The 24,893-nt window shown below is 63.2% G+C and carries 14 protein-coding genes and 5 pseudogenes; 12 read left to right on the top strand and 7 right to left on the bottom strand.

The window, feature by feature from the left end; all coding sequences use genetic code 11:
* Window positions 1-632: 632 nt before the first annotated feature.
* A complete protein-coding gene (locus ACYQPG_RS19710; protein WP_461231542.1) occupies window positions 633-1,190 on the bottom strand; it encodes a hypothetical protein in 558 nt (185 codons plus the stop codon).
* 350 nt (window positions 1,191-1,540) lie between these two features.
* On the opposite strand from ACYQPG_RS19710, the gene ACYQPG_RS19705 reads away from it, so the two are divergent.
* The 5 genes and pseudogenes from ACYQPG_RS19705 to ACYQPG_RS19685 all read left to right on the top strand — a co-directional run.
* Window positions 1,541-2,143, top strand: a complete 603-nt coding sequence (locus ACYQPG_RS19705) for an acyltransferase (RefSeq protein ID WP_461231541.1) — start codon at window positions 1,541-1,543, stop codon at window positions 2,141-2,143.
* 272 nt (window positions 2,144-2,415) lie between these two features.
* Complete coding sequence (locus tag ACYQPG_RS19700; protein ID WP_461231540.1) at window positions 2,416-6,303, top strand: glycosyltransferase; 3,888 nt, start codon at window positions 2,416-2,418, stop codon at window positions 6,301-6,303.
* Between the two features lie 166 nt (window positions 6,304-6,469).
* Entirely contained in the window at window positions 6,470-7,264 is a 795-nt protein-coding gene (locus tag ACYQPG_RS19695) for an ABC transporter permease (RefSeq protein WP_461231539.1), read from the top strand.
* 38 nt (window positions 7,265-7,302) lie between these two features.
* Complete coding sequence (locus ACYQPG_RS19690; RefSeq protein WP_461231538.1) at window positions 7,303-7,824, top strand: glycosyltransferase; 522 nt, start codon at window positions 7,303-7,305, stop codon at window positions 7,822-7,824.
* Window positions 7,825-8,166: 342 nt separating this feature from the next.
* Window positions 8,167-9,158 (top strand): annotated as a pseudogene (locus tag ACYQPG_RS19685) (DDE-type integrase/transposase/recombinase); the annotation flags it as partial.
* A gap of 430 nt (window positions 9,159-9,588) precedes the next feature.
* On the opposite strand, the gene rfbA reads toward ACYQPG_RS19685, so the two are convergent.
* The 4 genes from rfbA to rfbC all read right to left on the bottom strand — a co-directional run bounded on the left by rfbA (window position 9,589) and on the right by rfbC (window position 13,100).
* Window positions 9,589-10,488, bottom strand: a complete 900-nt coding sequence (gene rfbA / locus ACYQPG_RS19680) for a glucose-1-phosphate thymidylyltransferase RfbA (protein WP_461231537.1) — start codon at window positions 10,486-10,488, stop codon at window positions 9,589-9,591.
* Complete coding sequence (gene rfbD / locus ACYQPG_RS19675) at window positions 10,485-11,390, bottom strand: dTDP-4-dehydrorhamnose reductase (RefSeq protein WP_461231536.1); 906 nt, start codon at window positions 11,388-11,390, stop codon at window positions 10,485-10,487. Before rfbD ends, rfbA begins: the two co-directional genes overlap by 4 nt.
* Window positions 11,390-12,439, bottom strand: coding sequence for a dTDP-glucose 4,6-dehydratase (gene rfbB, locus ACYQPG_RS19670; protein WP_461231535.1), 1,050 nt, complete (start codon window positions 12,437-12,439; stop codon window positions 11,390-11,392). Before rfbB ends, rfbD begins: the two co-directional genes overlap by 1 nt.
* 109 nt (window positions 12,440-12,548) lie before the next feature.
* The gene (rfbC, locus tag ACYQPG_RS19665; protein ID WP_461231534.1) at window positions 12,549-13,100 is read right to left on the bottom strand and encodes a dTDP-4-dehydrorhamnose 3,5-epimerase; all 552 of its coding nucleotides are present in this window, start codon (window positions 13,098-13,100) and stop codon (window positions 12,549-12,551) included.
* A 448-nt stretch (window positions 13,101-13,548) separates the two neighbouring features.
* Here rfbC and ACYQPG_RS19660 point away from each other — a divergent pair, with 448 nt between their 5' ends.
* From ACYQPG_RS19660 to tnpC, 6 genes and pseudogenes are all read left to right on the top strand, one after another.
* On the top strand, window positions 13,549-14,109 hold the full coding sequence (locus ACYQPG_RS19660; RefSeq protein ID WP_461231533.1) for a hypothetical protein: 561 nt from the start codon (window positions 13,549-13,551) through the stop codon (window positions 14,107-14,109).
* Between the two features lie 60 nt (window positions 14,110-14,169).
* Window positions 14,170-18,099, top strand: coding sequence for a glycosyltransferase (locus ACYQPG_RS19655; RefSeq protein ID WP_461231532.1), 3,930 nt, complete (start codon window positions 14,170-14,172; stop codon window positions 18,097-18,099).
* Between the two features lie 208 nt (window positions 18,100-18,307).
* Window positions 18,308-19,204 (top strand): class I SAM-dependent methyltransferase, encoded by an 897-nt coding sequence (locus ACYQPG_RS19650; protein ID WP_461231531.1) that lies wholly within the window; start codon window positions 18,308-18,310, stop codon window positions 19,202-19,204.
* Between the two features lie 159 nt (window positions 19,205-19,363).
* Window positions 19,364-20,167, top strand: a pseudogene (locus ACYQPG_RS19645) (transposase); the annotation flags it as partial.
* A gap of 77 nt (window positions 20,168-20,244) precedes the next feature.
* A pseudogene (locus ACYQPG_RS19640) lies at window positions 20,245-20,702 on the top strand (transposase); the annotation flags it as partial.
* Window positions 20,703-20,751: 49 nt separating this feature from the next.
* Window positions 20,752-22,054: pseudogene (gene tnpC, locus ACYQPG_RS19635) on the top strand (IS66 family transposase).
* Window positions 22,055-22,083: 29 nt separating this feature from the next.
* Here the strand turns inward: tnpC and ACYQPG_RS19630 are convergent.
* Window positions 22,084-22,230, bottom strand: a pseudogene (locus ACYQPG_RS19630) (IS66 family transposase); the annotation flags it as partial.
* A gap of 226 nt (window positions 22,231-22,456) precedes the next feature.
* Between ACYQPG_RS19630 and ACYQPG_RS19625 the strand changes: the two are divergent.
* On the top strand, window positions 22,457-23,299 hold the full coding sequence (locus ACYQPG_RS19625; protein WP_461231530.1) for a 3'(2'),5'-bisphosphate nucleotidase CysQ family protein: 843 nt from the start codon (window positions 22,457-22,459) through the stop codon (window positions 23,297-23,299).
* A 131-nt stretch (window positions 23,300-23,430) separates the two neighbouring features.
* On the opposite strand, the gene ACYQPG_RS19620 is transcribed toward ACYQPG_RS19625, so the two are convergent.
* Window positions 23,431-24,882: an IS4 family transposase gene (locus ACYQPG_RS19620; protein WP_461231529.1), complete on the bottom strand. Its 1,452-nt coding sequence runs from the start codon at window positions 24,880-24,882 to the stop codon at window positions 23,431-23,433.
* Between the last annotated feature and the right edge of the window lie 11 nt (window positions 24,883-24,893).

The raw sequence follows: 24,893 nt of genomic DNA, 5'->3' as shown, positions 1-24,893 counted from the left end.
GACCGACCGGACCCGCAAAATCTGACACGCCCCGGGAAAACTCCGCCGATGACCGGCGAACGTCGTCCGACCACTCAGCGCGATGGCGTCCCCCCGGAGCTCGAGAATGCATCACTACCACCCTGGACACCGGCGGTACCGAGCGGATTCCCGCGCGTGTCGGAACTCAAATTCAGATCCCTCTGGACCAAACCGGGGGGAGCGGGATCAAAAGGCTCGACCGGGTTAAACACCTGCTGCCCGCCGTAGAGCGGCTTCGCAACGACTTCAGGGCGGATGGAATCCGTGCACAGCCCTGTACAAATCGGCTCAGCGAGATCGGTCTGCTGGCAGATCGGCCGCATCACCCCCCTGACACAGGCACACCGACAGGCTGCCCACGCTTGCGTAGGCAGGATTAGAAGGGAGCAGAGCAGGAGCATCGACCGCATGGCGCAGGGCCCTTGGTGACGCCGCACCGAACGGGCGGCGGATGGCAGCATAGCAGGCCCGCCCGGCGGTCGCGAGGCGCGGCCGTTATCTCGAGAGCCCCCGAATGGGCCTTCGCGCCAGCGTTTGCAAAGGGCCGTCTGACGCGCCGACGGTGTGCGTTTCGCTGGGGGAGGGTGCTTGACGGCTAACGCCCGATTCCCTCACTCAGCCGCAGCCGTCTGATGGTGCGGATCCTCATCCTCGGACACCGTATCATCCTGGTCAGCATCGGCCTCGGTATCGGTGTCGTCCGCCTCATTCTCGGATTCCTCCTCCGATCCCTCGGCGGCGGTGAAAAAGTCGCCCCTCCGCACGGCCTCGCCCCCCGTCACCATCATGCTGAGGTAGGTGTTGAGCGTGTTCGGAGCGACATCGGGCAACCGCTCGGCGATCTCGGCGTGCGTCAGCCCTTGCGGCCCCGCACCGCCGAGGAGGGTCTTCAGGCGCCCCTTGGCTGAGTTCGATCGGGGACCACGAGCTCCACGCCGCCCACTGCGACCGGACCCGCTCTGATCTTCAGCCGACGGTCGCTGATTATCGGACGAACGAAGGATGGCCGTTTCCTTCAACGGAACGCCTTCCACAATCGCCGTCAGCGCAGCCTCCGCTGCATGCAATTTGGTGAGTTCAGACGAGATCCGGTCGTAGTCGCTCTGGAGTGCGGCCTTCCGCGCGCGCACATCAACCAGCGCTTTGGTTAGGGTGTTATCCTCAGCCATGAACCAGCCTTATCGCAAACATTCGTTTGTCCGGGATCCTAGGTCACAGGACCGTGGAAGCGTCAACACCAACCTGGAGTATCCCTGTCATGCTTTAAGGGGCCTTTGAGGCGTGCTGAGTTGTCGGAGGGACATAGCTTGGCTTAAAGATATTTGAACTGTTTCTGCGGTCGGGGGCGGGACCGCTGCGGAGGCGCCGCTTGACACTCCGGTCGAATGCCAACCTCTCCTCCGCCAATATCGCTTGGCTATACAGCATTCGGCCCCGCGGCCTCCGTATGCAAATGGTCATTATGGATGACATCAACCTCGCCGGTGGGAACACCAGAATCTAATTTACAGAGCGATCAATGCCATTAGATATCTTCGACAGCGGCGAGAATAATGTCATCGACATTGACACTCGTGAACAGCACGATCAAGCGGGCAAAATTTACATCAATGGAAGCAATAATTACGTCCGCGTAGGACGAGGCTGCGTATCCGACAAGGACATGCACATCGTCGTCGAGTCGAACTGTAAATTCGACATCGGCGAGCATGTCCGTTTAGGCATGGCTAACATCTATATCGGCCCAGGCTCGATGCTCCGCATCGGTGACAGAACCGGCTTCACCGGATTGGTCCACCTCAATCCGGTCGAGGGGAAGGCGATTGAGATTGGCTCGGATTGCTCGATCGCATCCGGTGTATGGATGACGACGAGCGATTTTCATTCGATCATCAGTCGAAGCGGAGGTACCCGGCTGAACCCGGCAAAGCCCGTCCGCGTCGGCAACCATGTATGGATCGCCAACCAGGCCACGCTCCTCAAGGGTTCAACCATCGGTGACAACGCGATCGTCGGGGCGCACGCGGTCGTCACCGGGGTCGTGCCGCCTCATTGCGTGGCCGCCGGCAACCCCGCGCGCATCGTGCGTGAGGATGTCACTTGGCGGTCGGACCTGATCTGATCGCGCCGCCTCGGTCGTAGCCCGCGCGCGGGCTCGGTTCGAGGCGTCTTGAGTTGCCGCGGTTGGCCCGGATGGCCAGCGTCCATATTTACCGGGCGCGCCTGTTCCGGTAGGTCGAGGGCCGCCGGCGATCCGCTTGCCCAACGCGGTGATCCGACCTCGACATAGCACGCGCGAGAACATGCTCACCCGAGCCGAAGACCTCGACCCAAACTCCAGCCAGGCCCGCATGCTGGAGCGCGCGCGATGGGCGGCAAGGTGAGAACCGCGCGTTGAAGACCCTCTACGGCCTCTATTCCAGCTGGGCAGCTTCCGCCGGCGCGCGTGCAAGCCGCAATCCGCTGATCCGGCTCGCCACAGGTCGCAGCCTTCCAGCGGCGAGCGATATCACGTCGGCGGCGGAGCAGATCGCAACGCTAGAGCCCTATGTCGATACAGGTTTCTACGCGAGTTGGTACGGCATCACGGTCGATCCGGTGCGCGACTACCTCGTGCTCGGCTGGCGCGAGGGTCGGGATCCGCGGCCCGACTTCTCGACCGCCGACTACCTCGCCGCGCGGCCGTATCTGGCCGCCGCCGGCATCAACCCGTTCCTGCACTGGGTGACGGCGCAGCGCGCCCGAGGCGGCCCCCTGTCCAGGCCCGACACCGGGCAGGCCGAGCGCCTGGCCCGCCGCCTCGTGGACGGCGCGTTCTACCTCGCCAACAACCCCGACCTGCAGGCGGCCGGCGTCGACCCGGCCGGCCACTACATGGCCTCCGGCTGGCGCGAGGGCCGCGAGCCGTCGCCGCACTTCGACACCCTGGCCTACTGCCTGACCCGGGGCATCTCCTACGCGACCCAGAACCCGCTGGTGCACTACGTCCTGCACGGCGGCCCGACCCGGCCCGAGCCCGAGGATCTTTTCGCGCTTCAGGCCGAGACGCTCGCGCCCTATTTCGACGCCGCCTATTACCGGGACGGATTGGACGAGCGGGAAGCCCAGGAACTCGCCGAGGCCTCCGACGCCGAGTTGCTTCGCACCTACGTGAGCGGCGGCTGGCGGAAGATGCGCAGCCCGCGCCAGGATTTCGATCCGGCCGGCTTCGTGCAGGCGCGCGCCGGCAGCCGGGCGGTGATCGGCGACCCGTTCTTCCGGTACGTCGCCGAGACGCGGCTCGCGGGGGAAAAGCCGTTCGCGGGCGAGGATCTGCCACAGTTTCCCGTCATAGATGAGGTTTGGTACCGGACGACCTACCCGGATGCGCAGGGGCTTGCGCCCTACGTCCATTTCTCCCGGGCCGGCTGGCGGGAGCTGCGCGATCCCGGCCCGAATTGGTCGACACTCGGCAGGCTGCTGCAGGTCTGCGGCTCGAGCCCAGCGCGACCGCCGATCGAGGAGACCGGCTGGCTCGGCGCAATCGGCTATGTGCCGTTGGACCGGGCAGCATTCCTGGACCTGCAAGCCGAGCTGGCGGCGTTGCATTTCGACCACGCCTTCTACCGGCAGCGCTACGGCTTAGCGGAGGACGTCGACGCCGTCCGCGACTACTGTGACACCGGTTGGCGCCGGGGCCGCAACCCGCGCGCCGCCTTCAACGGCTGGGCCTATCGCGCCCACCGCCCCTACGTCGAGGCGACAGGGATCGCCCCCTTCGTCCACCACCTCGCCACAGCATTGCTGCGCGGCATCGACCTGTCGGGGGATGCCTTCGATCCAGGCTACGGAACGCCGCCCGCCGCGGAGGATGCGGAACTCATCGAGCAGGCCGAGCTGATCGAGCCCTTCTTCGACGCAGCTTGGTATTTGAAGCGCTACCCCGACACACGCGGCTTCGAGAACGGCCCGGCCATCCACTTCCTGTCGCATGGCCAGGAGGAGGATCGTGATCCGAGCAAGGCCTTCTCGACCCGCTTCTACCGCCGGGCTTACGGCCACTTGTTCGCGCCGGGCGAGGCGCCGTTCCTGCACTACGTCCGCACCGGCCGGGCCGCCGGGCTGATGGGCTGCCCGGAGGATCTCGGCAGCTGGCCGGCCATGGAGGCCCCCGAGTCCCACGACTGGGACGGCCTGCCCAGCGCGCTCACCCTCGCCCAGGCCCGGGTCGTCGTGATCATGCCGGTCTACAAGGGCCGCGGCGAGACCCTGCGCGCCATCCACGCCTGCCTCTCGGCTCCGCAAAAGACCCCGTTCACCCTGCTCGCGGTCAACGACCGGTCCCCCGACCCGCAGCTGACCGCAGACCTGAAGGACCTCGCCGGCCGCGGCCTGTTCCACCTCGTCGAAAACCCAGACAACCTCGGCTTCGTGCGCTCGGTCAACCGCGGCCTGTCCCTGCGCCAGGGCCGCGCCGTGGTCCTGCTCAACTCCGACGCCCAGGTGTTCGGCGACTGGCTCGACCGGCTGGTCGCCCACGCCGAGGCCGCCGAAACGGAGGGCCGCCCGCCGGTCGGCAGCGTCACGCCGCTGGCCAGCAACGCCACGATCTGCAGCTACCCGAAGTTCAACGCCAACAACGCCATGGCGCTGGAGATCCCTCGGCCCGAGCTCGACCAGGCCGCCAAGGCGCTCAACCGCGGCCGCTCGGTCGAGGTGCCCACCGGGGTCGGCTTCTGCCTATACATGACCGCCGCCGCGCTCGATGCCGTCGGCACCCTCGATGCGGTCGCCTTCGGCAAGGGCTACGGCGAGGAGAACGACTGGTGCATGCGCGCCCGCAAGGCCGGGTTCTCGAACCTGCTCGCCGAGGACGTGTACGTCTACCATGCCGGGCAGATCTCGTTCGGGCTCGACCCGGGCGGCGAGTACGACCAGGGCCAGGCGGCCTTGCTCGCCAAGCACCCGGACTACCCGGCGCTGGTCGGCCAGTTCGTCCAGGCCGATCCGGGCCGGCGCGGCCGGGCGCGGCTCGACCTGTACCGGCTGGCCCGGCACTTCCGCGGCCGGGCTGTGCTGTTCGTGACCCACAGCTGGGGCGGGGGCATCCAGCGGCACATCGACGACATGATCGCCCGGCTGAAGGAAGAAGGCACCGCCGTGGTGCTGCTCTCAGTCGACCGGGCCCGCAACATCCAGGTCAACGTCTCGTACCGCAGCCGGGAGTTCGTGTACCTGCCGAACCTGGACAGCCTGTACCTGCCCCGCGACGCCGAGGCGGTGGCCGCCTTCGTGGAGCAGCTGGCGCCAGTTCTGATCCACGTGCACTCGCTGGCGGGCCTGCGCTGGAACGCGGCGCGCGCCCTGATGGACCTCGTCTCCGGCTCGGGGCGACCCTACGCCTGGACGCTGCACGACTTCTCGCCGGTCTGCCACCGCAACCACTTGGTGATGCCGGACGGGCGCTATTGCGGCCTGGCGCCGGTGCCCGTGTGTCGGGACTGCCTGGCATCGGACGCGGACGGCTACGAGGAGCCGGACCCGGAGGAGCGCCGGGCCGTGTTCGGGCGGTTCCTGGCCAGGGCGGCACGGGTGTTCGCGCCGTCGGCCGATACGGCGGGGCGGATCGGGGCGGTGTACCCGGAGCTGGCGATCACGGTGCGCCCGCATGTCGAGCACGACACGCGTGCCCGCCCGACGGCGCTGCGGCGGCCCAGCCGGGTCCGCCAAGTGGCCGTACTGGGCGGCGTCAGCATGCCCGAAGGCGGCTTGTTGCTGCAGGCGCTGGCTGCGGACGCCCGGAGGCGAGATCTGCCGCTGCGCTTCGCGATCGTGGGCTTCTCCGACCCGGCGCTCACGGACGGGCTGGAGCGGGCCGGAATCACCGAGACTGGGCGCTACTCCACCGACGACCCGACGCTCGATCGGGTCGCCCGTGCGGCTGTCGCGATCGCAGAGACCGGGCACCCCTGGGAAGACGATGAGATGCTCGATCTCCTACCGAAGGTGTCCGCCGACTTGATCCTCGTGCCGTCGATTTGGCCGGAGACACATTCGACAGCACCGACCCTAGGGCTGCGAACCGGATTGCCGGTGGTCGCCTTCGATTTAGGCGCGCAGGGCGAACGGCTGCGCACCCAGCCACATGGCCATCTCCTACCTTTCGACCTCGCCGAAGATCCGGCCGCTTGTAACGATCAGCTCCTCACGCTCGAACTCTCCGATTACGACCGGCGCTCCGTCCCCCCTGAAGCGGCGGCGTACGAGAACCTGATGCGCGATTACTATGCTCTGATGACCTAGTTGCCGTCCGACGCCACCCTCACGTAGCTTCAGCGGCAGGATGACCTTCTACGCAGCCCAGCACCCGGACGAGCGGGGGAGGGGACGGCGGGAGCGTCAACACCAGGTCAACGCACTTTAGCCCAGTTTCTCGTGAAAGCAGGCGGGGAAACGCAGAGGTCAACCGATGTCCGTTCTCCCGGCGGCTCAGACCCAGAAAAGCCCGGTCGAGTCTTACCTGCACGTCCTGCACGCGCTGATCTTGCGCGACATGCGCACCCGCTTCGGAGCCTCGATCTGGGGTTACGGCGTGGTGGTGATCTGGCCGTGCGTGCACATCTTCATGCTGATCGCGATCTACACGTTCCAGAAGGTGGCCGCTCCGCTCGGAGACAACCGCGCGCTGTTCTTTGCGACGGGCGCAGTGCCGGTGCTTGTCTTCCAGTATGTGTCCCGTGAGGTCATGAAATCGGTCGTCATGAATCGGCCCTTGACCTATTACCCTCAAGTGAAATTGTTTGACCTGGTATTCTCACGCATCTTAGTCGAGATCGTGACCGGCTTTCTTGCTTTGCTGGTCGTCGCGTCAGTGCTGGTCGTCATTGGATCTAACCCGATTCCAGCAGATCCACTCACTGCCGTGTGCGGCTATGTGGCGGCTATTCTCCTAGGAATTGGCATTGGGACAATCAACGTCGCCATCATCGGGTTTTTCCCCGGATGGATGATTGGCTATGCGCTATTCAGCATCATCATGTATGTGTCGAGCGGCGTTATGTTTCTGCCCAGTTACATGCCTGATAAAATTTATTACTGGATGAAATATAACCCCGCCTTGCAATGTGCTGAGTGGGTCAGATCGGCATACTACCCGTACGCAGGGATTCAAGTCGACCACATGTATGTCATCCTGTTCGCTTTAACGGCCGCAAGCATTGGACTGTTTATGGTGAAGCATGTGGTTAGCAAGATTCAGGGCTGAGTGCGCCCCGCCTGACGTCCGAGCCGAGACTTGGCACCGTGCTTCAATACCTTCACCTTAAATGCAATTGGATCTCGTTCGGGTTCGACCCGGGCGGCGAGTACGACCAGGGCCAGGCGGCCTTGCTCACCAAGCATCCGGACTATCCGGCGCTGGTCGGCCAGTTCGTCCAGGCCGATCCGGGCCGGCGCGGCCGGGCGCGGCTCGACCTGTACCGACTCGCTCGGCACTTCCGCGGCTGGGCGGTGCTGTTCGTGACCCACAGCTGGGGCGGGGGCATCCAGCGGCACATCGACGACATGATCGCCCGGCTGAAGGAAGAAGGCACCGCCGTGGTGCTGCTCTCAGTCGACCGGGCCCGCAACATCCAGGTCAACGTCTCGTACCGCAGCCGGGAGTTCGTGTACCTGCCGAGCCTGGACAGCCTGTACCTGCCCCGCGACGCCGAGGCGGTCTCCGCGTTCATCGACCAGCTGGCGCCGGTTCTGATCCACGTGCACTCGCTGGCGGCCCTGCGCTGGAACGCGGCGCGCGCCCTGATGGACCTCGTCTCCGGCTAGGGGCGGCCCTACGCCTGGACGCTGCACGACTTCTCGCCGGTCTGCCACCGCAACCACTTGGTGATGCCGGACGGGCGCTATTGCGGGCTGGCGCCGGTGCCCGTGTGCCGGGACTGCCTGGCATCGGACGCCGACGGCTACGAGGAGCCGGATCCTCTGAGGATCGCCGGGACGTGTTCGGGCAGTTCCTGGCCGGGGCGGCGCGGGTGTTCGCGCCGTCGGCTGACACGGCGGGGCGGATCGGGGCGGTGTACCCGGAGCTGGCGATCACGGTACGGCCGCATGTCGAGACCGACCGTAGCGTGCGCGTGACGGCCCTGCGGCGCCCGGACCACGTCCGCCGGGTCGCGGTATTGGGTGGACCCAGCCCCCGAGAAGCTGGAGATCATCCGGCTGGTCGAGCAATCCCACCTGTCGGTGCGTGCCACCCTGGACAAACTCGGCATCACGCGCTTGACGTTCTACCGCTGGTACGACGCCTACCAGCGCGGCGGCCCCGAGGCGTTGAATGACCAAACTTCGCAGCCGAGCCGGGTCTGGAACCGCCTGCCTGCGGAAATCCGCGAGCAGATCGTTGCCCTGGCTCTGGAGCAGCCTGAACTCAGTCCGCATGAGCTGGCGGTGCGCTTCACAGACGAGCGCCGCTACTTCGTCTTGGAAGCGACCGTCTACCGGTTGCTCAAGTCCCAGGACCTGATCACCAGCCCGGCCTATATCGTTATCAAGGCCGCTGACGAGTTCCGCGATAAAACCACGGCTTCCAACCAGCTCTGGCAGACGGACTTCACCTACCTCAAGATCATTGGCTGGGGCTGGTACCACCTGTCGACCGTCTTGGACGAATTCTCACGCTACATCGTCTTCTGGAAGCTGTGTACAACGATGCAGGCCAGCGACGTCACCGCCACGCTCGACCTGGCGCTGGACGCGGCAGGGCTCCATCAGCCGCGGGTGATGCAGCGGCTACGCCTGTTCTCCGACAACGGTCCAAGCTACGTCGCCAGCGACCTGGCTGACTGGCTCGGCATTCGGGGCATGGCCCACATCCGCGGTGCGCCATGCCATCCGCAAACTCAGGGCAAGATCAAGCGTTGGCATCAGACGCTCAGGAACCGCAACCTGCTCGAACACGCTTACTTGCCCGGCGAGCTGGAGACGCAAGTTGCCGACTTCGTCGAACACTACAACCATGCCCGAGCCCATGAGAGCCTCGGCAGCCTTACGCCCGCTGACGTCTACTTCGGACTCGGCGAAGGGATCCTGGCCGAGCGGGAACGCATCAAGCGTCAGGCCCTGATGGATCGCCGCTGCGCCACCATGCGCAAGCTGCCTAACCTCTCACCTCAGATGGACCGGAGCCTCCGCTCGTGAACACCGCAGACTATCCCAAATCATCTGACGACGGACACGACAGCATTCCTTTTTTGGTTGCTACCACTTGATACACTCACTTGCCGTCAACGTCGCGGGAGTCCCGTCATTGGCTGGAATATCAACCGTTGCGCAAGATGAACTCCTAACCTGATATCCGCCACCGCCTCGGCGGAGGTCCGAATTGGGGACCGGCGGCGGTCCCGCCTTGACCGCGGCCACGCCGAATACCTCGTCGGTCGGGCGCGCCATGCCGCCGCTGTGCGCGTGTGGCCACGCCGACCGACAGGCGCATCCGGACGAAGCAGGAGATGCAGAACGACCGGCTCATGTGCGGGATCTGCATCGGCTGCAACGCCCGATAATCCCGCGTATCGATCGCCGGTTGGGCCGCTACTTGCCCCGACGTAGGAGCAGGTCCTCCTCGCTCTCGCGGGCGAGCCTCAGCAGGTTCTGGCCGTAATTGGTCTTGGCGAACATCTCGCCGCGGGCGATCAACTGTTCGCGGGTGATAAATTTCTGGAGGAAGGCAATTTCCTCCAGGCAAGCCACCTGGAGGCCCTGGCGGTTCTGCAGGGTGCGGACGAACTCGCTGGCTTCCAGCAGGCTGTCGTGCGTTCCGGTGTCGAGCCAGGCATAGCCGCGCGACATCCGCTCGACATAGAGCTGTCCGCGCTCGAGATAGGCCTCGTTGACGCTGGTGATCTCCAGCTCGCCCCGGGCCGACGGCTTCACGGCGGCGGCGATGTCGAGCACTTGGTTGTCGTAGAAGTACAGGCCGGTCACTGCCCAGGTGGATTCCGGATTCTGCGGCTTCTCGACGATCTTGGTCGGGCGCCCGGTCTTGTCGAGATTGACCACGCCGTAGGCCTGCGGATTGTCGACGTGGTAGGCGAACACCGTCGCGCCGTCCTTGCGTGACCGCGCTTGGTGCAGCAGCTCCCTCATGCCGGCGCCGAAGAACAGGTTGTCGCCAAGGATCAGCGCCACGTCGTCAGTGCCGACGAAGTCGCGTCCGATCACGAAGGCCTGGGCCAGGCCCTCTGGCCGCGGCTGCACCACGTAGGTGAATTGCAGGCCGAACTGCTCGCCGGTGCCGAACAGGCGCTTGTAGTTGTCGAGGTGCTCCGGCGACGAGATGATCAGGATCTCGCGGATGCCGGCCAGCATCAGAACCGAGATCGGGTAGTAGATCATCGGCTTGTCGTAGACCGGCAGCAGCTGCTTGTTGATCGACAGCGTGGCCGGATGCAGGCGCGTGCCGGATCCGCCGGCCAGGACGATGCCCTTCATGGCTTGGAAGCTCCCTCTCGAACCGGCCCCACGAGCCGGTCCAGGATGTCGTCGAGCGCCGCCTGCCAGGGCCGCGGCGCGATGCCGTAGGCCGCTGTCAGGCTGTCGGTGGACAGGCGCGAATTGGCCGGCCGCCGGGCCGGTGTCGGATAGGCGGAGGTCGGGATGCCGGTGACCGGGATCGACCGGCCCCCGCGCCGGGCCAACCCCGCCACGATCGCCTCGGCGAAGCCGTGCCAGGTGGTGGCGCCGGCATTCACATAATGGAACGTCCCGGTGGGCGCGTCCGCATCCTCGGCCAAACGCTGCGCGATCACCGCCAGGGCGGCGGCGAGGTCGGCCGCGGAGGTCGGGCAGCCATGCTGGTCGTCGACGACCGTGAGGGCGTCGCGCTCGCCGGCGAGCCGCAACATCGTCTTGACGAAGTTGCCCCGGTGCGGGCTCACCACCCAGGCGGTGCGCACGATCGCGTGGTGCGGGTTGGCACTGCGCACGGCGAGTTCGCCCGCGGCCTTGCTGGCGCCGTAGACGCTCTGCGGATCGATCGCCTCGTCTGGGGCATAGGCGCCGTCGGGCTTGGTGCCGGCGAAGACGTAGTCGGTCGAGACGTGCACGAGCGGGATCTTCCAGGCGGCCGTCGCGGCCGCCAGGATCGCCGGGGCGAGCGCGTTGAGGCGCCAGGCCTCGACTACGTCGGACTCGGCCTTATCGACGGCCGTATAGGCGGCGGTGTTGATCACCGCCCGGTAGGCGCGCGCGTCCAGGGTCCGGGCGACGGCGCCCGGGTCGGTGATGTCGAGCTCGGCGCGGCTCGGCGCGTGCACCGAAACCCCGTCCGGCCAGGCCAGGGCCTGCAGCTCGGTGCCGACCTGTCCGCCGCCGCCGAGGACCAGGATATCCATCAGCGGGTCAGCCCGAGGCGCTCGCCCGTGTAGCGGCCCTCGCGGATCGGGCGCCACCAGCTCTCGTTGTCGAGGTACCAGGCCACGGTCTCTTCGAGCGCCTGCTCGAAGGTCTTCTGCGGCCGCCAGCCGAGTTCGGTCTCGGCCTTGGTGCAGTCGATGGCGTAGCGCCGGTCGTGGCCGGGCCGGTCGGTGACGAAGCTGATCAGCTGCTCGTGCGGGCCGTTCTCGGGCCGCAGCCGGTCGAAGGCCGCGCAGAGCGCCTTCACCACCGCGAGGTTGTTGCGCACCGCCCGGCCGCCGAGCAGGTAGGTGTTGCCGATGCGGCCGCGCTCCAGCACGGCGACCAGGCCCTTGGCGTGGTCCTCGACATGGATCCAGTCGCGCTCGTTCAGCCCGTCGCCGTAGACCGGCAGCTTCTTGCCCTCGAGGGCGTTGAGGATCATCAGCGGGATCAGCTTCTCCGGGAAGTGCCGCGGCCCGTAATTGTTCGAGCAGTTGGTCACCAGCACCGGCAGCCCGTAGGTCTCGTGCCAGGCGCGCGCCAGGTGGTCGGAGGCGGCCTTCGAGGCCGAGTAGGGCGAGCGCGGGTCGTAGCGGCTGTCCTCGGTGAAGAACGCCTCCGGCGACAGCGAGCCGTAGACCTCGTCGGTCGAGACGTGCAGGAACCGGAAGGTCGTCTTCTCCGCCTCCGGCAGGGCCTCGTAATAGCCCCGGGCCCCGTCCAGCATGGTCTGGGTGCCGATGACGTTGGTGCGCACGAAGGCGCCCGGATCGGTGATCGAGCGGTCGACATGGCTCTCGGCGGCCAGATGCATCACCGCCTGCGGCTTGAAGTCGGCGATGGCGGCCTGCACGGCGGCCCGGTCGCAGATATCGGCCTCGACCAACCGGTGGCGCGGGTTTTCGGCGAGCGACACCAGGGAGATCGGGTTGGCCGCGTAGGTCATCGCGTCGAGGGTGCACACCTCGTGGCCGAGATCGTTGACGAGATGCAGCACCAGCGCCGAGCCGATGAAGCCGCAGCCTCCGGTCACGAGAATGCGCATGGCGGGTCCCCTTCGGATCGATCGCGGATGAAAATGAGCTGCCGGCAGCTAAAGACCGCCCGGCGTGACGAAAATACGGCCCGGCCGCGAGCCGGACGGAAACGTGGGTTCAGAACACCCGGCCGAGATCGGCGAGCCGGGGCGCGCGGCGGTCCTTGTCGGACAGGATCGCGGCCTCGCCCGAGACCGGCCACGGGATCCCGATCTCGGGATCGTCCCAGGCCAGCGCCCGGTCGTGCTCGGGGCTGTAATAGGCGTCGACCTTGTAGGCGACCATCACGTCCGAGGTCAGGGTGCAGAAGCCGTGGGTGAAGCCGTGCGGGATGTAGAGCTGCTCGCCGTTCTCGGCGTCCAGCGTCACGGCGACGTATTTGCCGAAGGTCGGCGAGGCGCTTCGGATATCCACCGCGACGTCGAGGATCGCGCCCTGGAGCACGCGGATCAGCTTGGCCTGCGCCTGCGGGGCGATCTGGAAGTGCAGCCCGCGGATCGTGCCCTGCGGCGCCGAGAAGGACTGGTTGTCCTGCACGAACGGCGTCGTGATCCCGGCCTTTTCCATCGCGTCGACCCGGAACGTCTCCGAGAACCAGCCGCGGCTGTCGCCGAAGCGCTTGGGCTTGATGCGCTTGACGTCCGGAATCTCGGTCTCGATCACGTCCATGCCAGCGTCCATTCTCACCAGTGTCGCGTTATACGTCGCGATGTTTTGCGCACCGCACCGACTAAGCCCAGCAGTAGCATGATCTCCTCAGGCTGCAGCGTGATGAGGTCAGCCGCTGCATCGCCCGGCTAGCACAGGCCTGGCCTTCGTATTTACCCAGCGCGAGCGTTCCGATAGGGCAAGACCGCCGAAGAGCCACTCGTCATCGCGACGGCACACCCTCGCTTTCCTGTGCGAACGTATGTCCACCCGCGCTTCAAATTCCAAGCCATTTGCTAGGGAAGCTTCCGCGTCCGTCAGCCCACAGCGTGCAACCGTCACGACACAGGTATCCCCCGTCTGCAGGCGCATCAGAGGGGCTGAAAGCTCACGTGGGTATTATGGGCAAGGCCGAACCGGGCCGGGGGGCACAGGAAAGGCGAGGAAGCCGCGCAGTGAGAGCGGTGCTTTGAAGAAGCTTGTTAGCCTGTACCACCGTCGGGCGAGCACGAGCGCCGTCCGCGCGAGCAGCAACCGGCTTGCCCGGCTCGCCGCGCGCGGCGGCCTCCCCACCGCGAACGATCTCGCCACCGCGCACGAGCAGATCGCGGCGGTGGCGCCTTTTTTCGACGCGGGCTTCTACCCGAGCTGGTACGGGATCACGGCCGATCCGGTGCGCGACTACCTGGTCCACGGCTGGCGCGAGGGCCGCGACCCGCGGCCCAACTTCTCCTCCGCGACCGACCTGCCCTATCTCGTCCGGGCCGGCATCAACCCGTTCCGGCACCTCCTCGCAAACCAGCGTCCTAGGAAAGGCCCGGTCGGCGGGCGCGTCGGCGAGGAAGGCAACGCAGTCCTGGCCAGCCCGACACGGCTAACTCGTCGACGGGCCGTTCTACCTCGCGGCAACTATGACCTCGCGGCCGCCGACGTCGATCCGGTCGACCACCACATGGCCTCGGGCTGGCGCGAGGGCCGCAAGCCGTCGCCCCCCTTCGACACCCTGCTGGACCAAAGAGCGCTTACCTAGACGACCATCGACGAGATTCTTACCGATCGGTCCAGATATTCAGATGCATAAGGACCAGTAATGCCACGATTTCCGAGCAAACTTAAGCGAACATGGGCAAAGATAGCGGACGAACTCGTCGCCGCTGGACAACCGAAAAAACAGTTCGACCCAGATTTCTATAGGAAATATTTCGGCGATTTAAGCCACCTCCGCGGAGAGAAGGCGCTTCGTCGGCACTATTATCGGCACGGCCGAGTCGAGGGTCGTCCGGGCACGCCGGAGGAGCTACTGAAAAAACTTGCCCTCAAGTATGGCACGCCCCCGGCCGAATTCCAACCTTCTGAATATCGAATTGCAAACCCCGACCTCCGACATCTGAAGGAGAACTATGAGCTAATTGCGCATTATCTACAATTCGGAAAAATCGAGGGTCGAGAATACATTCACAAGGATGACGTATTAGAAAATGACTATCGACTGCTGGCACTCAAGGCAGCGAACTCACGAAGGTTGCCAGACACCCTGGAGGAATTTGTACGGCTACACTTCATATCGTCAATATCATGGACGAAACTACTCAATTTAAGCGAATTTAACCTTCTGAATCGAGGCGATCTCGCAAGTCCCTGCCTAACGAAGATTGAGGCAATTTGTACTTTTATTGAAATTGGTATCGAGAGGCAATTTGCGCTTTCATCCAAATACAAATTCGACGCGCAATTTTACACAACCGTGACTAGCCTCGATATAGAACGTCCCAGCGCTACACAATTGTACGCATACTGGCTAAACACCGGCTTCGGGCGCGGGGAAGCTCCGAATGAAGCGGAATATCTTAATGGTATTATCGGCGAGGATGAATTTCCAATCTGCTTCAACGAATTTTTGTATCGTAAGATCGTCAGCACACACATATCTATCCCGGATGGTCGCGCTAACGCATTGCGGCACTTCGTCGAGTTTGGCTTCGGAATGGGTTTGCAGGTCGTTGACGGTGGAAGCAGTGGCGCCGCCTTCATGAATGTCCTGGCCCGACGTTATTTGCTTAGCAATCAACTCACACTGGCTTTGAAGGCCACTGATACGGCAATCTCAATGGCCGACCATGTGAGTTCGGTGCACCACACACGCGGCGATGTGCTTAAGGCACAGGGCAACATGCCCGACGCAACAAAAGAATTCTTGATTGCTGCGCATCTGCCGAATGCCTCAATATGGAGTCATATTCATGCTGTCGAAGGACTGGCGTTCACACTGGACCTCTTTGATCAAACGCTGAGGGAGATCGAGTTCTCATCGGCATATTGCAGCTCGTCGTATCACTGGCGGAACACATCGCGCCGCGCCCTGAGTCATCTGCAGAATATCAAGCGCAACCATTACATAGAAATGTATCTGCGGGGCAGGCGCGCCGAGGCGGATAACGAAATTCAAGTCGACCTCGACCGCCTTGTAAAAGTCTTGGCTAAAATCAGGCCCTTTCCGGCGATTCTCCCGCAACGCGACGTCGGACCCATCCTCATAATAGCGAACAGGGACTTGGCACAATGTGATCATTATCGGGTTATCCAAAAGTACAATTACCTTCGGCTTGGTGGATGGGAGGCCGAGGTTTACGACCAAAATCACCCGGATGCGTACCGGCCTGCTATCGACCGAGCCAGGGCGGTTATCTTTTACAGAACTCCGTCCACACCAGATATCATCCATGCTATCCTGTATGCTCGAGCAATTGGCTTACAAACCTACTACGATATCGATGATTTAATTTTTGACGCAGAATTGTACCCTGATACATTCGCAAGCTTTCAAGGGCAAATCGACGAGGAGACCTATGCAAGTCTCCAATACGGCGTACCTTTATTCCGCTACGCGATGAAATTGTGTGACGTTGGAATTGCATCTACCCCTGAACTCGCCAAGTATATTCGACCTCTGGTCCGCACTGGCATATGCCACGTTCTTCGCAACGGTCTTGACTACAGGAATAACGCTTATATCCAGCACAAGCCGAAACGTCTGTCCGCAGCCAAGTTGACGTTTTTCTACGGGTCCGGCACTAAGGCTCACAATCAAGATTTTAACGAACTTGCGGCGCCCGCGTTGGCGTACATCTTGCGCAAGTACGCCGACACGCGCCTAATGATCGTGGGGCACCTTAAACTCGTTCCAGAATTGCAGAGCCTCGGCGAACGAGTCTGCCAAATCCCCTTCAGCACAGATGTATCTGACTACTGGGAAGCGCTATCGGGCGCCGATATCAATCTCGCGCCTCTCAACAAAAGTAGGACAACCGATTGCAAAAGCGAGATCAAATGGCTTGAGGCCGCGATGTGCGGCATTCCTTCGGTTGTAAGTTCGACTGCGACCTACGATGACGCGCTTCGCGACGGCGAGGACGTGTTGATAGCGCGTTCGCCAGAGGGTTGGGCGCAGGCCTTGGAATACCTCGTCCTCCACCCGGAGGGCCGCTCCCAAATAGGCGGAAAGGCCAAAGAACGGGCGATGGCCGACTACAGCGCCGCGGCCGGAATTGAAGGCCTGTCGTCATTTCTGCCGCTTCCTAATAGCCTCGCTTACAAAGAGAAATCCTTACACACGGTGGGGCGAAGCTCTCCCGCCGGCCCAGCTGAAATTGTCGAACCTTCGGCGTCATACCACCAAGCGAGGCTCAGAGCTCATGAGCAGATCTTTGGCCGGCGCATCGGATCGAAGCAGCCGTCATCCGCTCAGAATGGCCGACGGCATCGCGTCCTAGTGGTCAACATATATTTTCCCCCACATTCGATAGGAGGAGCGACCCGGGTCGTCCGGGATAACGTTGAATATATTACATCGCATTATAAACACGCGTTTGACTTAGCAGTTTTGGCGAGTGATGTGGGCTCAGAGAGGCCCTATGAGACATCCATTGATTCCCACGATGGAACTCCGGTTTATCGGACCGCCATAGAACGCAAACATCATATGGACTGGTATGGGTTCGACCAGAAAATGAGCGCCCCTTTTCAAGAGGTGCTTGATCATTTTAAACCGGATCTCATTCACTTTCATTGCGTGCAGGGCTTAACAGCGACTCCGGTCGAAATTGCCGCCGAGCTCGGTATTCCATATCTGGTCACACTTCATGACGCCTGGTGGATCTCGGATTTCCAGTTTTTGATTGATGCGGATGGCCAGCTCCGCCTCCCAACGACAGATCTTTTAGCTTCGTCGAGCGACGTACCAATCGGCCGGCTGGCCTCTGTGGCGAGACGACGTCGATTAGAGCGCCTACTTTCAAAGGCGAAAATGGTTCTAGCCGTTTCGAACAGCTTTTCCGAGATTTATAGGAATGCTGGCGTCGAGCAAACGGTTGCGGTCCCAAACGGCATATCTAAGCTCCGCTTTCTTCCTCACACGATGTCCACTACCGGAAGAGTGCGGCTCGGTCACATTGGAAACCGCTCTGCACACAAAGGCGCCACCTTGCTGGAAGCAATACTTCGGGCAAATGATTTTCGAAATCTAAGCTTAACAATGGTCGACAATAGATATGACGCTGGTTATACGAGGTCGGAGACGTGGGGCACAACTCCTGTTGAAATCATTGGCCCAGTTGCACAAGAACGTGTAACCCAGTTGTATGCACAATTGGATGTCCTTCTTGCGCCTTCACTGTGGCCGGAGAGCTTCGGCTTAGCTGTCAGAGAAGCGAAAGCAGCCGGGCTGTGGGTCGTAGCGAGCAGTTTAGGCGCGGTTGGCGAAGACATCGAAGAAGATGTGAATGGTTACGTTGTCGACGTTAGCGACGTGACGCCATTGCGTGATATTCTGCGCCGGATCGATGAGGATCCGGATCGCTATTTGGTGTCCCCACCCGCAACGAACGTGGAACCGCGGTGGGCCGACGACCAAGGCGAGGATCTCGTTCTTATTTATCGAAACATATTAGATGCTGGAGCTGATGGACGACAACTCAGCGCCGGCGAGAAGTCGCTCGCCGGGATGGGCCCTAAGCAAGGATGAAAACGATCCTCGAACATCGGCGTCTATTCTTTCGAAGCCGGCTCAATAACTTCATCAATCCGCGTGATTAATGTCGCGTCTTCCAAGTTGTTTTCGAGCTTCTAGGGTCCAAGGTACGGTTCAACGCGATGAAATTCGACGCATAATCCGCGGCGCCGTTCCGGAAGCGTAATTTATCCCGTTGTCTAATCTAAATGGAGTTGTGGCTATGGCATGGTCTCCGGTTACACGCCGCGATGCATTTCTCACCCGCGGCTCTAATCCGAATGTCCAGCGAGGCCTCGAGATCGGGGCCTTGAACAACCCTGTCATTCGTCCCGAAGTAGGCTCGATCAAGTATGTCGATTACACTGATACGGACGGACTGCGAAGGCAGCATGAAACCCTGCCGAATAGGGTCGCCGGCATTGTGAACGTTGATTATGTGTGGCGCGGGTCCGGTTCTCTAGCGGAAGTCGTTGGTGAGAAGGACGCTTTTGACTACGTGATCGCAAGCCACGTAATTGAACATGTACCGAATACACTTGGATGGTTCCGCGGTATCTGCTCCGTTATGAAACCAGATGGGGTATTCAATCTCGCGATCCCGGACAAGCGTTACACTTTCGATCTGAAGTGCCCCCTTAGTACGCTCGCAGAATTGATCGAGGCAGACATGCTCAACTACCAGATTCCGAGCGTGCGACAGATGTTTGAACATACTTTCAACATTGCGAGGATCGAGCCCGGTGCGATCTGGCGCGAAGACGTGAATGTAGACGGACTGGAAAAATATAATTCTGAATATGCTATTTATCTCGCGCACGCGCAGGCGGCTCAGATTATAAATGATGGCGCTTACATCGATAGCCATTGTTGGTTCTACACGCCGGCATCTTTCCTTGAGCTGATCGAGGGCGCAGTGTTGCTCGAAAGATTTGACTTACTCTTGACTTGTATTGAACCCACTTTTGAGGGCGATTTCGAATTTTTTGTATCTTTTCGGAAGCCGGAGCGAGTAGAAGGACGGGAGAAACTCAAGATGGATCAATTCGAATTAATTCAGGATGCGAAGCGGCTTGTGGCAGAGCGTCAGCGGAGGTTCTCATTAGCGGCTCTGATGTGAGGACTTTGAGCCGGATGCCTTTGCGTGTTGGTTGACGGGGTTTGGGCCTCTACCCAGGAGTGGCAATCAGGAGGGCTCGACCGGATGGACACCTCCAAAAACCTCGTGGTTTGAGAGGTTTCGTGGTGTGATGGCCTCGGCGGTTGGTGAGGTGCAGCGATGCGCGGTCAGCCCAGTTTTTTCGACAGCGACGAGCGCCCTAAGGATCTCTCAGCCAAGGGCGACGCGCTGGAGCGGCTGAGCCGCATCGTCGATTTCGAACTGTTCCGGGACGACCTCGCCCTTTCCGTGCCCCGCTCGGACGGGTCGAAGGGCGGTCGCCCGCCGTTTGACCGCGTGTTCATGTTCAAGGTGCTGATCCTCCAGGTCAGCCACTCGCTGTCGGACGAGCGCACCGAGTTCCTGATCAAGGACCGGCTCTCGTTCATGCGCTTCCTCGGGTTGGGGCAGTCCAACTCGGTGCCGGACGCCAACACGATCTGGCCCCCCCGCGAGGTGCTCACCCGGGCCGAGATCGCGGGCAGGCCGGCGATCGAGGTGCTATTTGGCGCCTACGACGCGGTCTTGCGTGCTGCTAGCTTCCTTTAGATGGACGGGCAGATCGTCGACGCGACCGTGGTGGCCGCGCCCAAGCAACGCAACACCGAGGCGGAGAAGGCGGATCTGAAGGCGGGGTGCGTGCTCGACGCCTGGGAGGCCCGACCAGCCAAGCTCGCCCAGAAGGATCTGGATGCGCGGTGGACGATCAAGTGGTCGAAGGCCAAGCCGGCCGAGGATGGCGCGAAGCGGATCGACCTCGCGTTGCCGGCCTTCGGCTACAAGAACCACGTCGGCATCGATCGCCGCCACGGGCTGATCCGCACCTGGCTCGCCACCAACGCGGCCCGGCACGAAGGGGCGCAGTTGCCCGGTCTGGAATCGAAGGCCAACACTGCCGGCGACGTCTGGGCGGATACCGCCTATGACCCTGACCCTGCAAACTGGTCCGCGTTGAACGCAAGTTTTTCGGGCATCCTGAACCCTGAAGGAGGGTGGATGCCATGCCTGGCAAACGCTTCACGAACGAACAGATTGCCTTTGCCCTGCGGCAGGCGGAGAACGATGCGACGGTGGACGAGGTCTGCCGGAAGATGGGCGTATCCGAGCCGACCTTTTATCGCTGAAAGAAGCAGTTCGTCGGCATGGGTGTGCCGGAGATTCGGCGGCTGAAGCAGCTAGAGGATGAGAACGGCAAGCTCAAACGACTTGTCGCCGACCTGACGCTGGACCGCTCCATGCTGCAGGACGTGCTCAAGCGAAAGTGGTGAGGCCCGCCGCTCGCCGCGAGGTCGCCGGTCACCTGCAGGTAGCCTACGGCATCAGCGAGCGTCGGGCCTGCCAGGCCACCGGCTTCGGCCGCTCGTCCCAGCGCTACAGGAAGCACTCCGACCCTCAGGTCGCGCTGCGGATGCGATTGAAGGAGTTGGCTGCCGCACGGGTGCGCTATGGCTACCGGCGTAATTACCCAGGCCCTTGCGCGGGTCGGGTTTCGCTGATTCTTTCGTAGGATGGGGCGCAGCGATCTTGAGCGGTTGAGCCGCGAGGAACTGATCGATCCTTCGACAGGCTCGGGATGAGGTGGTGCTGCGTCTGCAGCGTCCGGACAAGACCTCTCGCACATCCTCGAAGCCACCCGCCACAGACCGCAAAGAGCGGCACGAGCAATCCAAACCTGGCGGGGCCAAGCCCGGCCACGAGGGCCATAGCCGTGTGATGAGCGACGATCCCGACGCGGTCGTCGATCATCAGCCCGACCGCTGCGCGTGCTGCGGCGGCGCCCTGCACGGAGATCTTGCTGTCGAACTCGTGAGCGTGTCCGAGCGGATCGAGTTGCCGGCGGTGACACCGGTCGTGACGCAGCATCGACGGTTGGCCGTTCACTGCCCAACCTGCGGGGCGCGGGTCGTCGCGCCGGTGCCGGAGGCGGCGCGGGGCACGCCGTTCGGCCCACGGCTGCATGCGGTGGCGACGTATCTCAAGACCTTCCACGCGCTGTCCTACGAGCGACTGCAGGCAGCCTTGGCGGACCTGTTCGGTCTGACGCTCAGCCAGGGCGGGCTGATGAACCTGCTCCAGCGCGCGCAGAGGCACTTCCGCTCCGGTCGCGAGGAGGCCGTCTCGACGCTACGCCGGGCCGCTGTGATCGCCTCGGACGAGACCGGCGTCCGGATCGAGGGCAGCAACGCTTATCATTGGGTGTTCCACGCGACCGACGCCGTGGTGCACACGGCCTCGCCGACGCGGGGCGCCATCGTGGTGCGGGAGATGATGGACGGCCACCGGCCCGCGGTTTGGATCTCGGACCGCTACACCGCCCAGCAGGGTCATGCCGCCGCGCACCAGACCTGCCTCGCCCATCTCGCCTGCGACGTCGCTTACGTCGTCGAGGTCAGCGACGATCCCGTGCGCTGGCGATTGCAGCTCTGGTTGCAGACGGTATTTGGCCTGGCCGAGCGCGTCACCGATCTGGCTGCCTCGACGCTCGCCGCCAAGCGCCGGACCTTGGATCGACAGCTCGGCGCCATCCTCGCCACACCGAGCTGCTGCGACCTGACCCGCGACCTGCAGGCCAAGATCGGACGGGCGCGTGATCAGCTCCTCGTCTTCCTCGCCCATCCCGGCGCGGTCGAACCGACCAACAACGGCTCAGAGCGACTGCTGCGCCCAGCGGTCGTCCAGCGGAAGGTGACCAACGGCTACGGCGCCATGTGGGCCGCCGTGGGCGAGGCCGCCATCCGCACCGTCGTCGATACCGCACGCCTCGCAGGCCACAGCCCATTCGGCACCATCCTCACGACCGTCGGCGCCTGAACCACGCACTTACGAGGGTGGGTAATTACGCCGGGCTTTGCCTGGTCGCGCCGCTCCTTGCGGTCTGTCGCCGGCGGCTTCGAGGACGTGCGCGAGGTCTTGTCCGGGCGCTGCAATCGCAGCACCAGCTCGATCAGCTCCTCACGGCTCAGCCGCTCAAGATCGCTTCGGCTCATCCCAGAAGGGAATCAGCGAAACCCAACCCGCGCAAGGGGGTGGGTAATTACGCCAACGCCCTCTACAATCCAACCCGAGAGCCGTCTTCAAACAGACTCGTAGGGAACTTAAGTCGCCAAGCCGCGAGGCGCTTATCGAGTTGATGTGCGGCTACAGCAGCCAGTGAAGACCTCACACCTCACCTGGCCACTTGAGCACGCGGCCTGAAGTCAAAAGGATAGCGTTATGAAACATGCAAACATTTCAGAGCCTGCTCGCGAACGAATCGCCGTCGTGCTCGCCGAGATTGCATGTGCGGCGGGCGAGGTCCTGCGGCGTCACCACAAAGGCCCTTGTCGTCATGCCCTAAAGCCGGATGGCTTCCCATCGAGCGCTGCCGATGTCGAGGCCGAAGATCTGATAGTCTCCGCCCTCGCTGGGCGCTTTCCTGAGATCGCGGTCGTCGCCGAGGAACGATCTCAGCATGGAGTGACGCGATCAGGTGACACCTTCTTCTTGGTGGACCCCCTTGACGGTACCCGGGATTTTCTCGCCGGCACGCTGGATTACTCAGTCAACATCGCCCTTGTGGCGGGCGAGCGCCCGGTGGCGGCAGCGCTCGCCGCGCCTGGATTTGGCCGAGTCTGGTGGGCGGGCGCGGCAACCTTCGAGGCCGCCGTAGAGAAGGGCCGCCCGGGGAGTGGGCGGTCGGTTCGGACGCGGCTGGCGCCACAAGGCGGCCTCATCGCTTTGCGCAGTCGACAACACGGCGATCCCGAGACGGATGCCTGCCTCACGGCTCTGCCGGTTCTAGAAACGCGTCAGGTCGGCTCAGCCCTCAAGTTCGGCCTTATTGCAGCCGGCGAGGCGGACATCTACGTGCGCTGCGGTCCGACCATGGAATGGGACACCGCAGCCGGCGATCACATCGTCGCTGCCGCCGGGGGCTGCGTAATGGTATCGGACGGGGGCCCGATCCGCTATGGGCATCACGGACCCGACCACCGCAACGGGCCCTTCGCAGCCTTGGGAGATCCGGCCCTAGCGGCAAGGCTCACCCTGCCACATTCTAAGAGTGTCTTGATGTGAGACCGCCTTGCCGTTTTCAACGATGCGTAGGGCCCGTTTAATGAGACTAGATGTTTGGTCCCGCGGTGTGGTGTGACGGGTCGAGCCTGAACCGCTCGTGCTTTTTCGTACGCCTCCGGTGAGGCTTCCAATTACCCACATCGTCGTTCGGTGCCGATGGTTATGCCGACGGCGATGTCGTGCAGGCGGGTGAGGCCACGCCAGACGACCATGTTGCCGGGCGGCGGGTCGCGACTGCGGGCGAGGTAGCCGCCAAGCATGGCGATCTGCAGGAGGTAGTCGGCAAGCGTTCGCCGACGCAGCCGCGGTTTTGAGCGTGCCGCATCGAGGCTGTTGAGCGCGTTGATCTCAGCGGCGGTGAGGACGGTGTCGGGTGGTGCATCGGGTTCGACGCGGGCCGTCATGGTGAGAAAGAAGATGCGCCAGCTGACCACCGTCACGAGGGCGAGGAACTTCACCAGCCTCTCGGCAGTCTGCAGCCTGCTCTCCTCGGCGCGGCAGCCCGACTTCATGACTTTGTGGAAGACCTCTGCCTTCCATCGCAGAGCGTACCAGTCGAGCTTCTCCACGGCCCCGGCGAGGTCGGTGACCGGCAGGTTGGTGACGAGCTTCCAGTCGATCGGCGGACGATCGGTTGGCGGATCGAGTTCGAGAGCGTGGATGTAGGTGAGGACCTGCGGGCTGTAGCGCTTCTGCTTGCCGATGGGCGGCAGGGTCGTGATGGCGGCGAACTTGACCTGCAGGCAGGCGGTGTCAGCGGCGTTGCCGCCGACGGTCACGTGATGGGGACCCGACCAGGGGACCGCATCGAGTTGAGCGTAGACGCGATGGTCCGCATTCTGGCGCGGCCCGGCGGGCGGCGGTTTGGCCAGTCTGTTGGTCTGCACGCGCACCAGGAAACGGGTGCGTAGATCCTGTGCGAGGCAGAACAGTTCGTAGATGTCGCTCTCCCGGTCGGCGACGTGCACGCAGCGCTCCGGCGTGCCGAGGAGAGCCATCGACTGGTGGAGGTTCTCAAGCCAGCGATAGCTTTCCTTGGTCTCGATGGGTACACGGGTGGGGTTCACGTTCCGCTTGAGTGTCCAGGTCCCCTTGAACTTGGTGCGCGTCCAGAACTTCGCCGCCGTCAGGCCGAGAGGCGTGCCCGCGAGCGAAACGGCGAGACTGGAATGCATCAGCACGCCACACAGCGTGTGCACGTTGGGTTGCCCCGCTTTGTACCGCCCGCCGTTGATGGTCCTGGTGAAGCCGATCTTGCCCGGATGCGCGCGGCCGTAGATGAACTCGGTCGTGTCCTGGAGGATGAGGATCGGCCCTTCAGTCGCCGCGCAACGTACGGCAGTCGCGGCGAAGTGCCCGGCCAGGATGCCGTGCTCGGTGATGCGCGGGTTGTCGAAGAAGCGGTAGGCTGCTTTCGTGGCAGCCCAGTCGCCGCAGGCCGCCGGCATTGGCTGACCCGGCGCGGCGGACATCTGATCCAGGAGCCGGCGAAGGCGACGGGCGAGGCGCTGATCGGGCAAGCTCGCGCAGGCGATCTCGGCGTCCTGCCAGCCGGCGTCGCCGGCCAATACACCATCGCACATCCGTGACGCCT

Source organism: Methylobacterium sp. CM6246 (genome assembly GCF_054818005.1).
The sequence above is the reverse complement of the archived record's forward strand: the minus strand, read 5'-3'. Positions and strand labels throughout refer to the sequence as shown.

What these genes read in the sequence shown, in the direction of transcription:
- ACYQPG_RS19710 (WP_461231542.1), bottom strand. Translation starts at nt 1,190, where the DNA reads ATGGCTGAGGATAACACCCTAACCAAAGCGCTGGTTGATGTGCGCGCG.
- ACYQPG_RS19655 (WP_461231532.1), top strand. Translation starts at nt 14,170, where the DNA reads ATGCCACGATTTCCGAGCAAACTTAAGCGAACATGGGCAAAGATAGCG.
- ACYQPG_RS19620 (WP_461231529.1), bottom strand. Translation starts at nt 24,882, where the DNA reads ATGTGCGATGGTGTATTGGCCGGCGACGCCGGCTGGCAGGACGCCGAG.
- rfbD (WP_461231536.1), bottom strand. Translation starts at nt 11,390, where the DNA reads ATGGATATCCTGGTCCTCGGCGGCGGCGGACAGGTCGGCACCGAGCTG.
- rfbA (WP_461231537.1), bottom strand. Translation starts at nt 10,488, where the DNA reads ATGAAGGGCATCGTCCTGGCCGGCGGATCCGGCACGCGCCTGCATCCG.
- ACYQPG_RS19695 (WP_461231539.1), top strand. Translation starts at nt 6,470, where the DNA reads ATGTCCGTTCTCCCGGCGGCTCAGACCCAGAAAAGCCCGGTCGAGTCT.
- rfbB (WP_461231535.1), bottom strand. Translation starts at nt 12,439, where the DNA reads ATGCGCATTCTCGTGACCGGAGGCTGCGGCTTCATCGGCTCGGCGCTG.
- ACYQPG_RS19705 (WP_461231541.1), top strand. Translation starts at nt 1,541, where the DNA reads ATGCCATTAGATATCTTCGACAGCGGCGAGAATAATGTCATCGACATT.
- ACYQPG_RS19650 (WP_461231531.1), top strand. Translation starts at nt 18,308, where the DNA reads ATGGCATGGTCTCCGGTTACACGCCGCGATGCATTTCTCACCCGCGGC.
- ACYQPG_RS19625 (WP_461231530.1), top strand. Translation starts at nt 22,457, where the DNA reads ATGAAACATGCAAACATTTCAGAGCCTGCTCGCGAACGAATCGCCGTC.
- rfbC (WP_461231534.1), bottom strand. Translation starts at nt 13,100, where the DNA reads ATGGACGTGATCGAGACCGAGATTCCGGACGTCAAGCGCATCAAGCCC.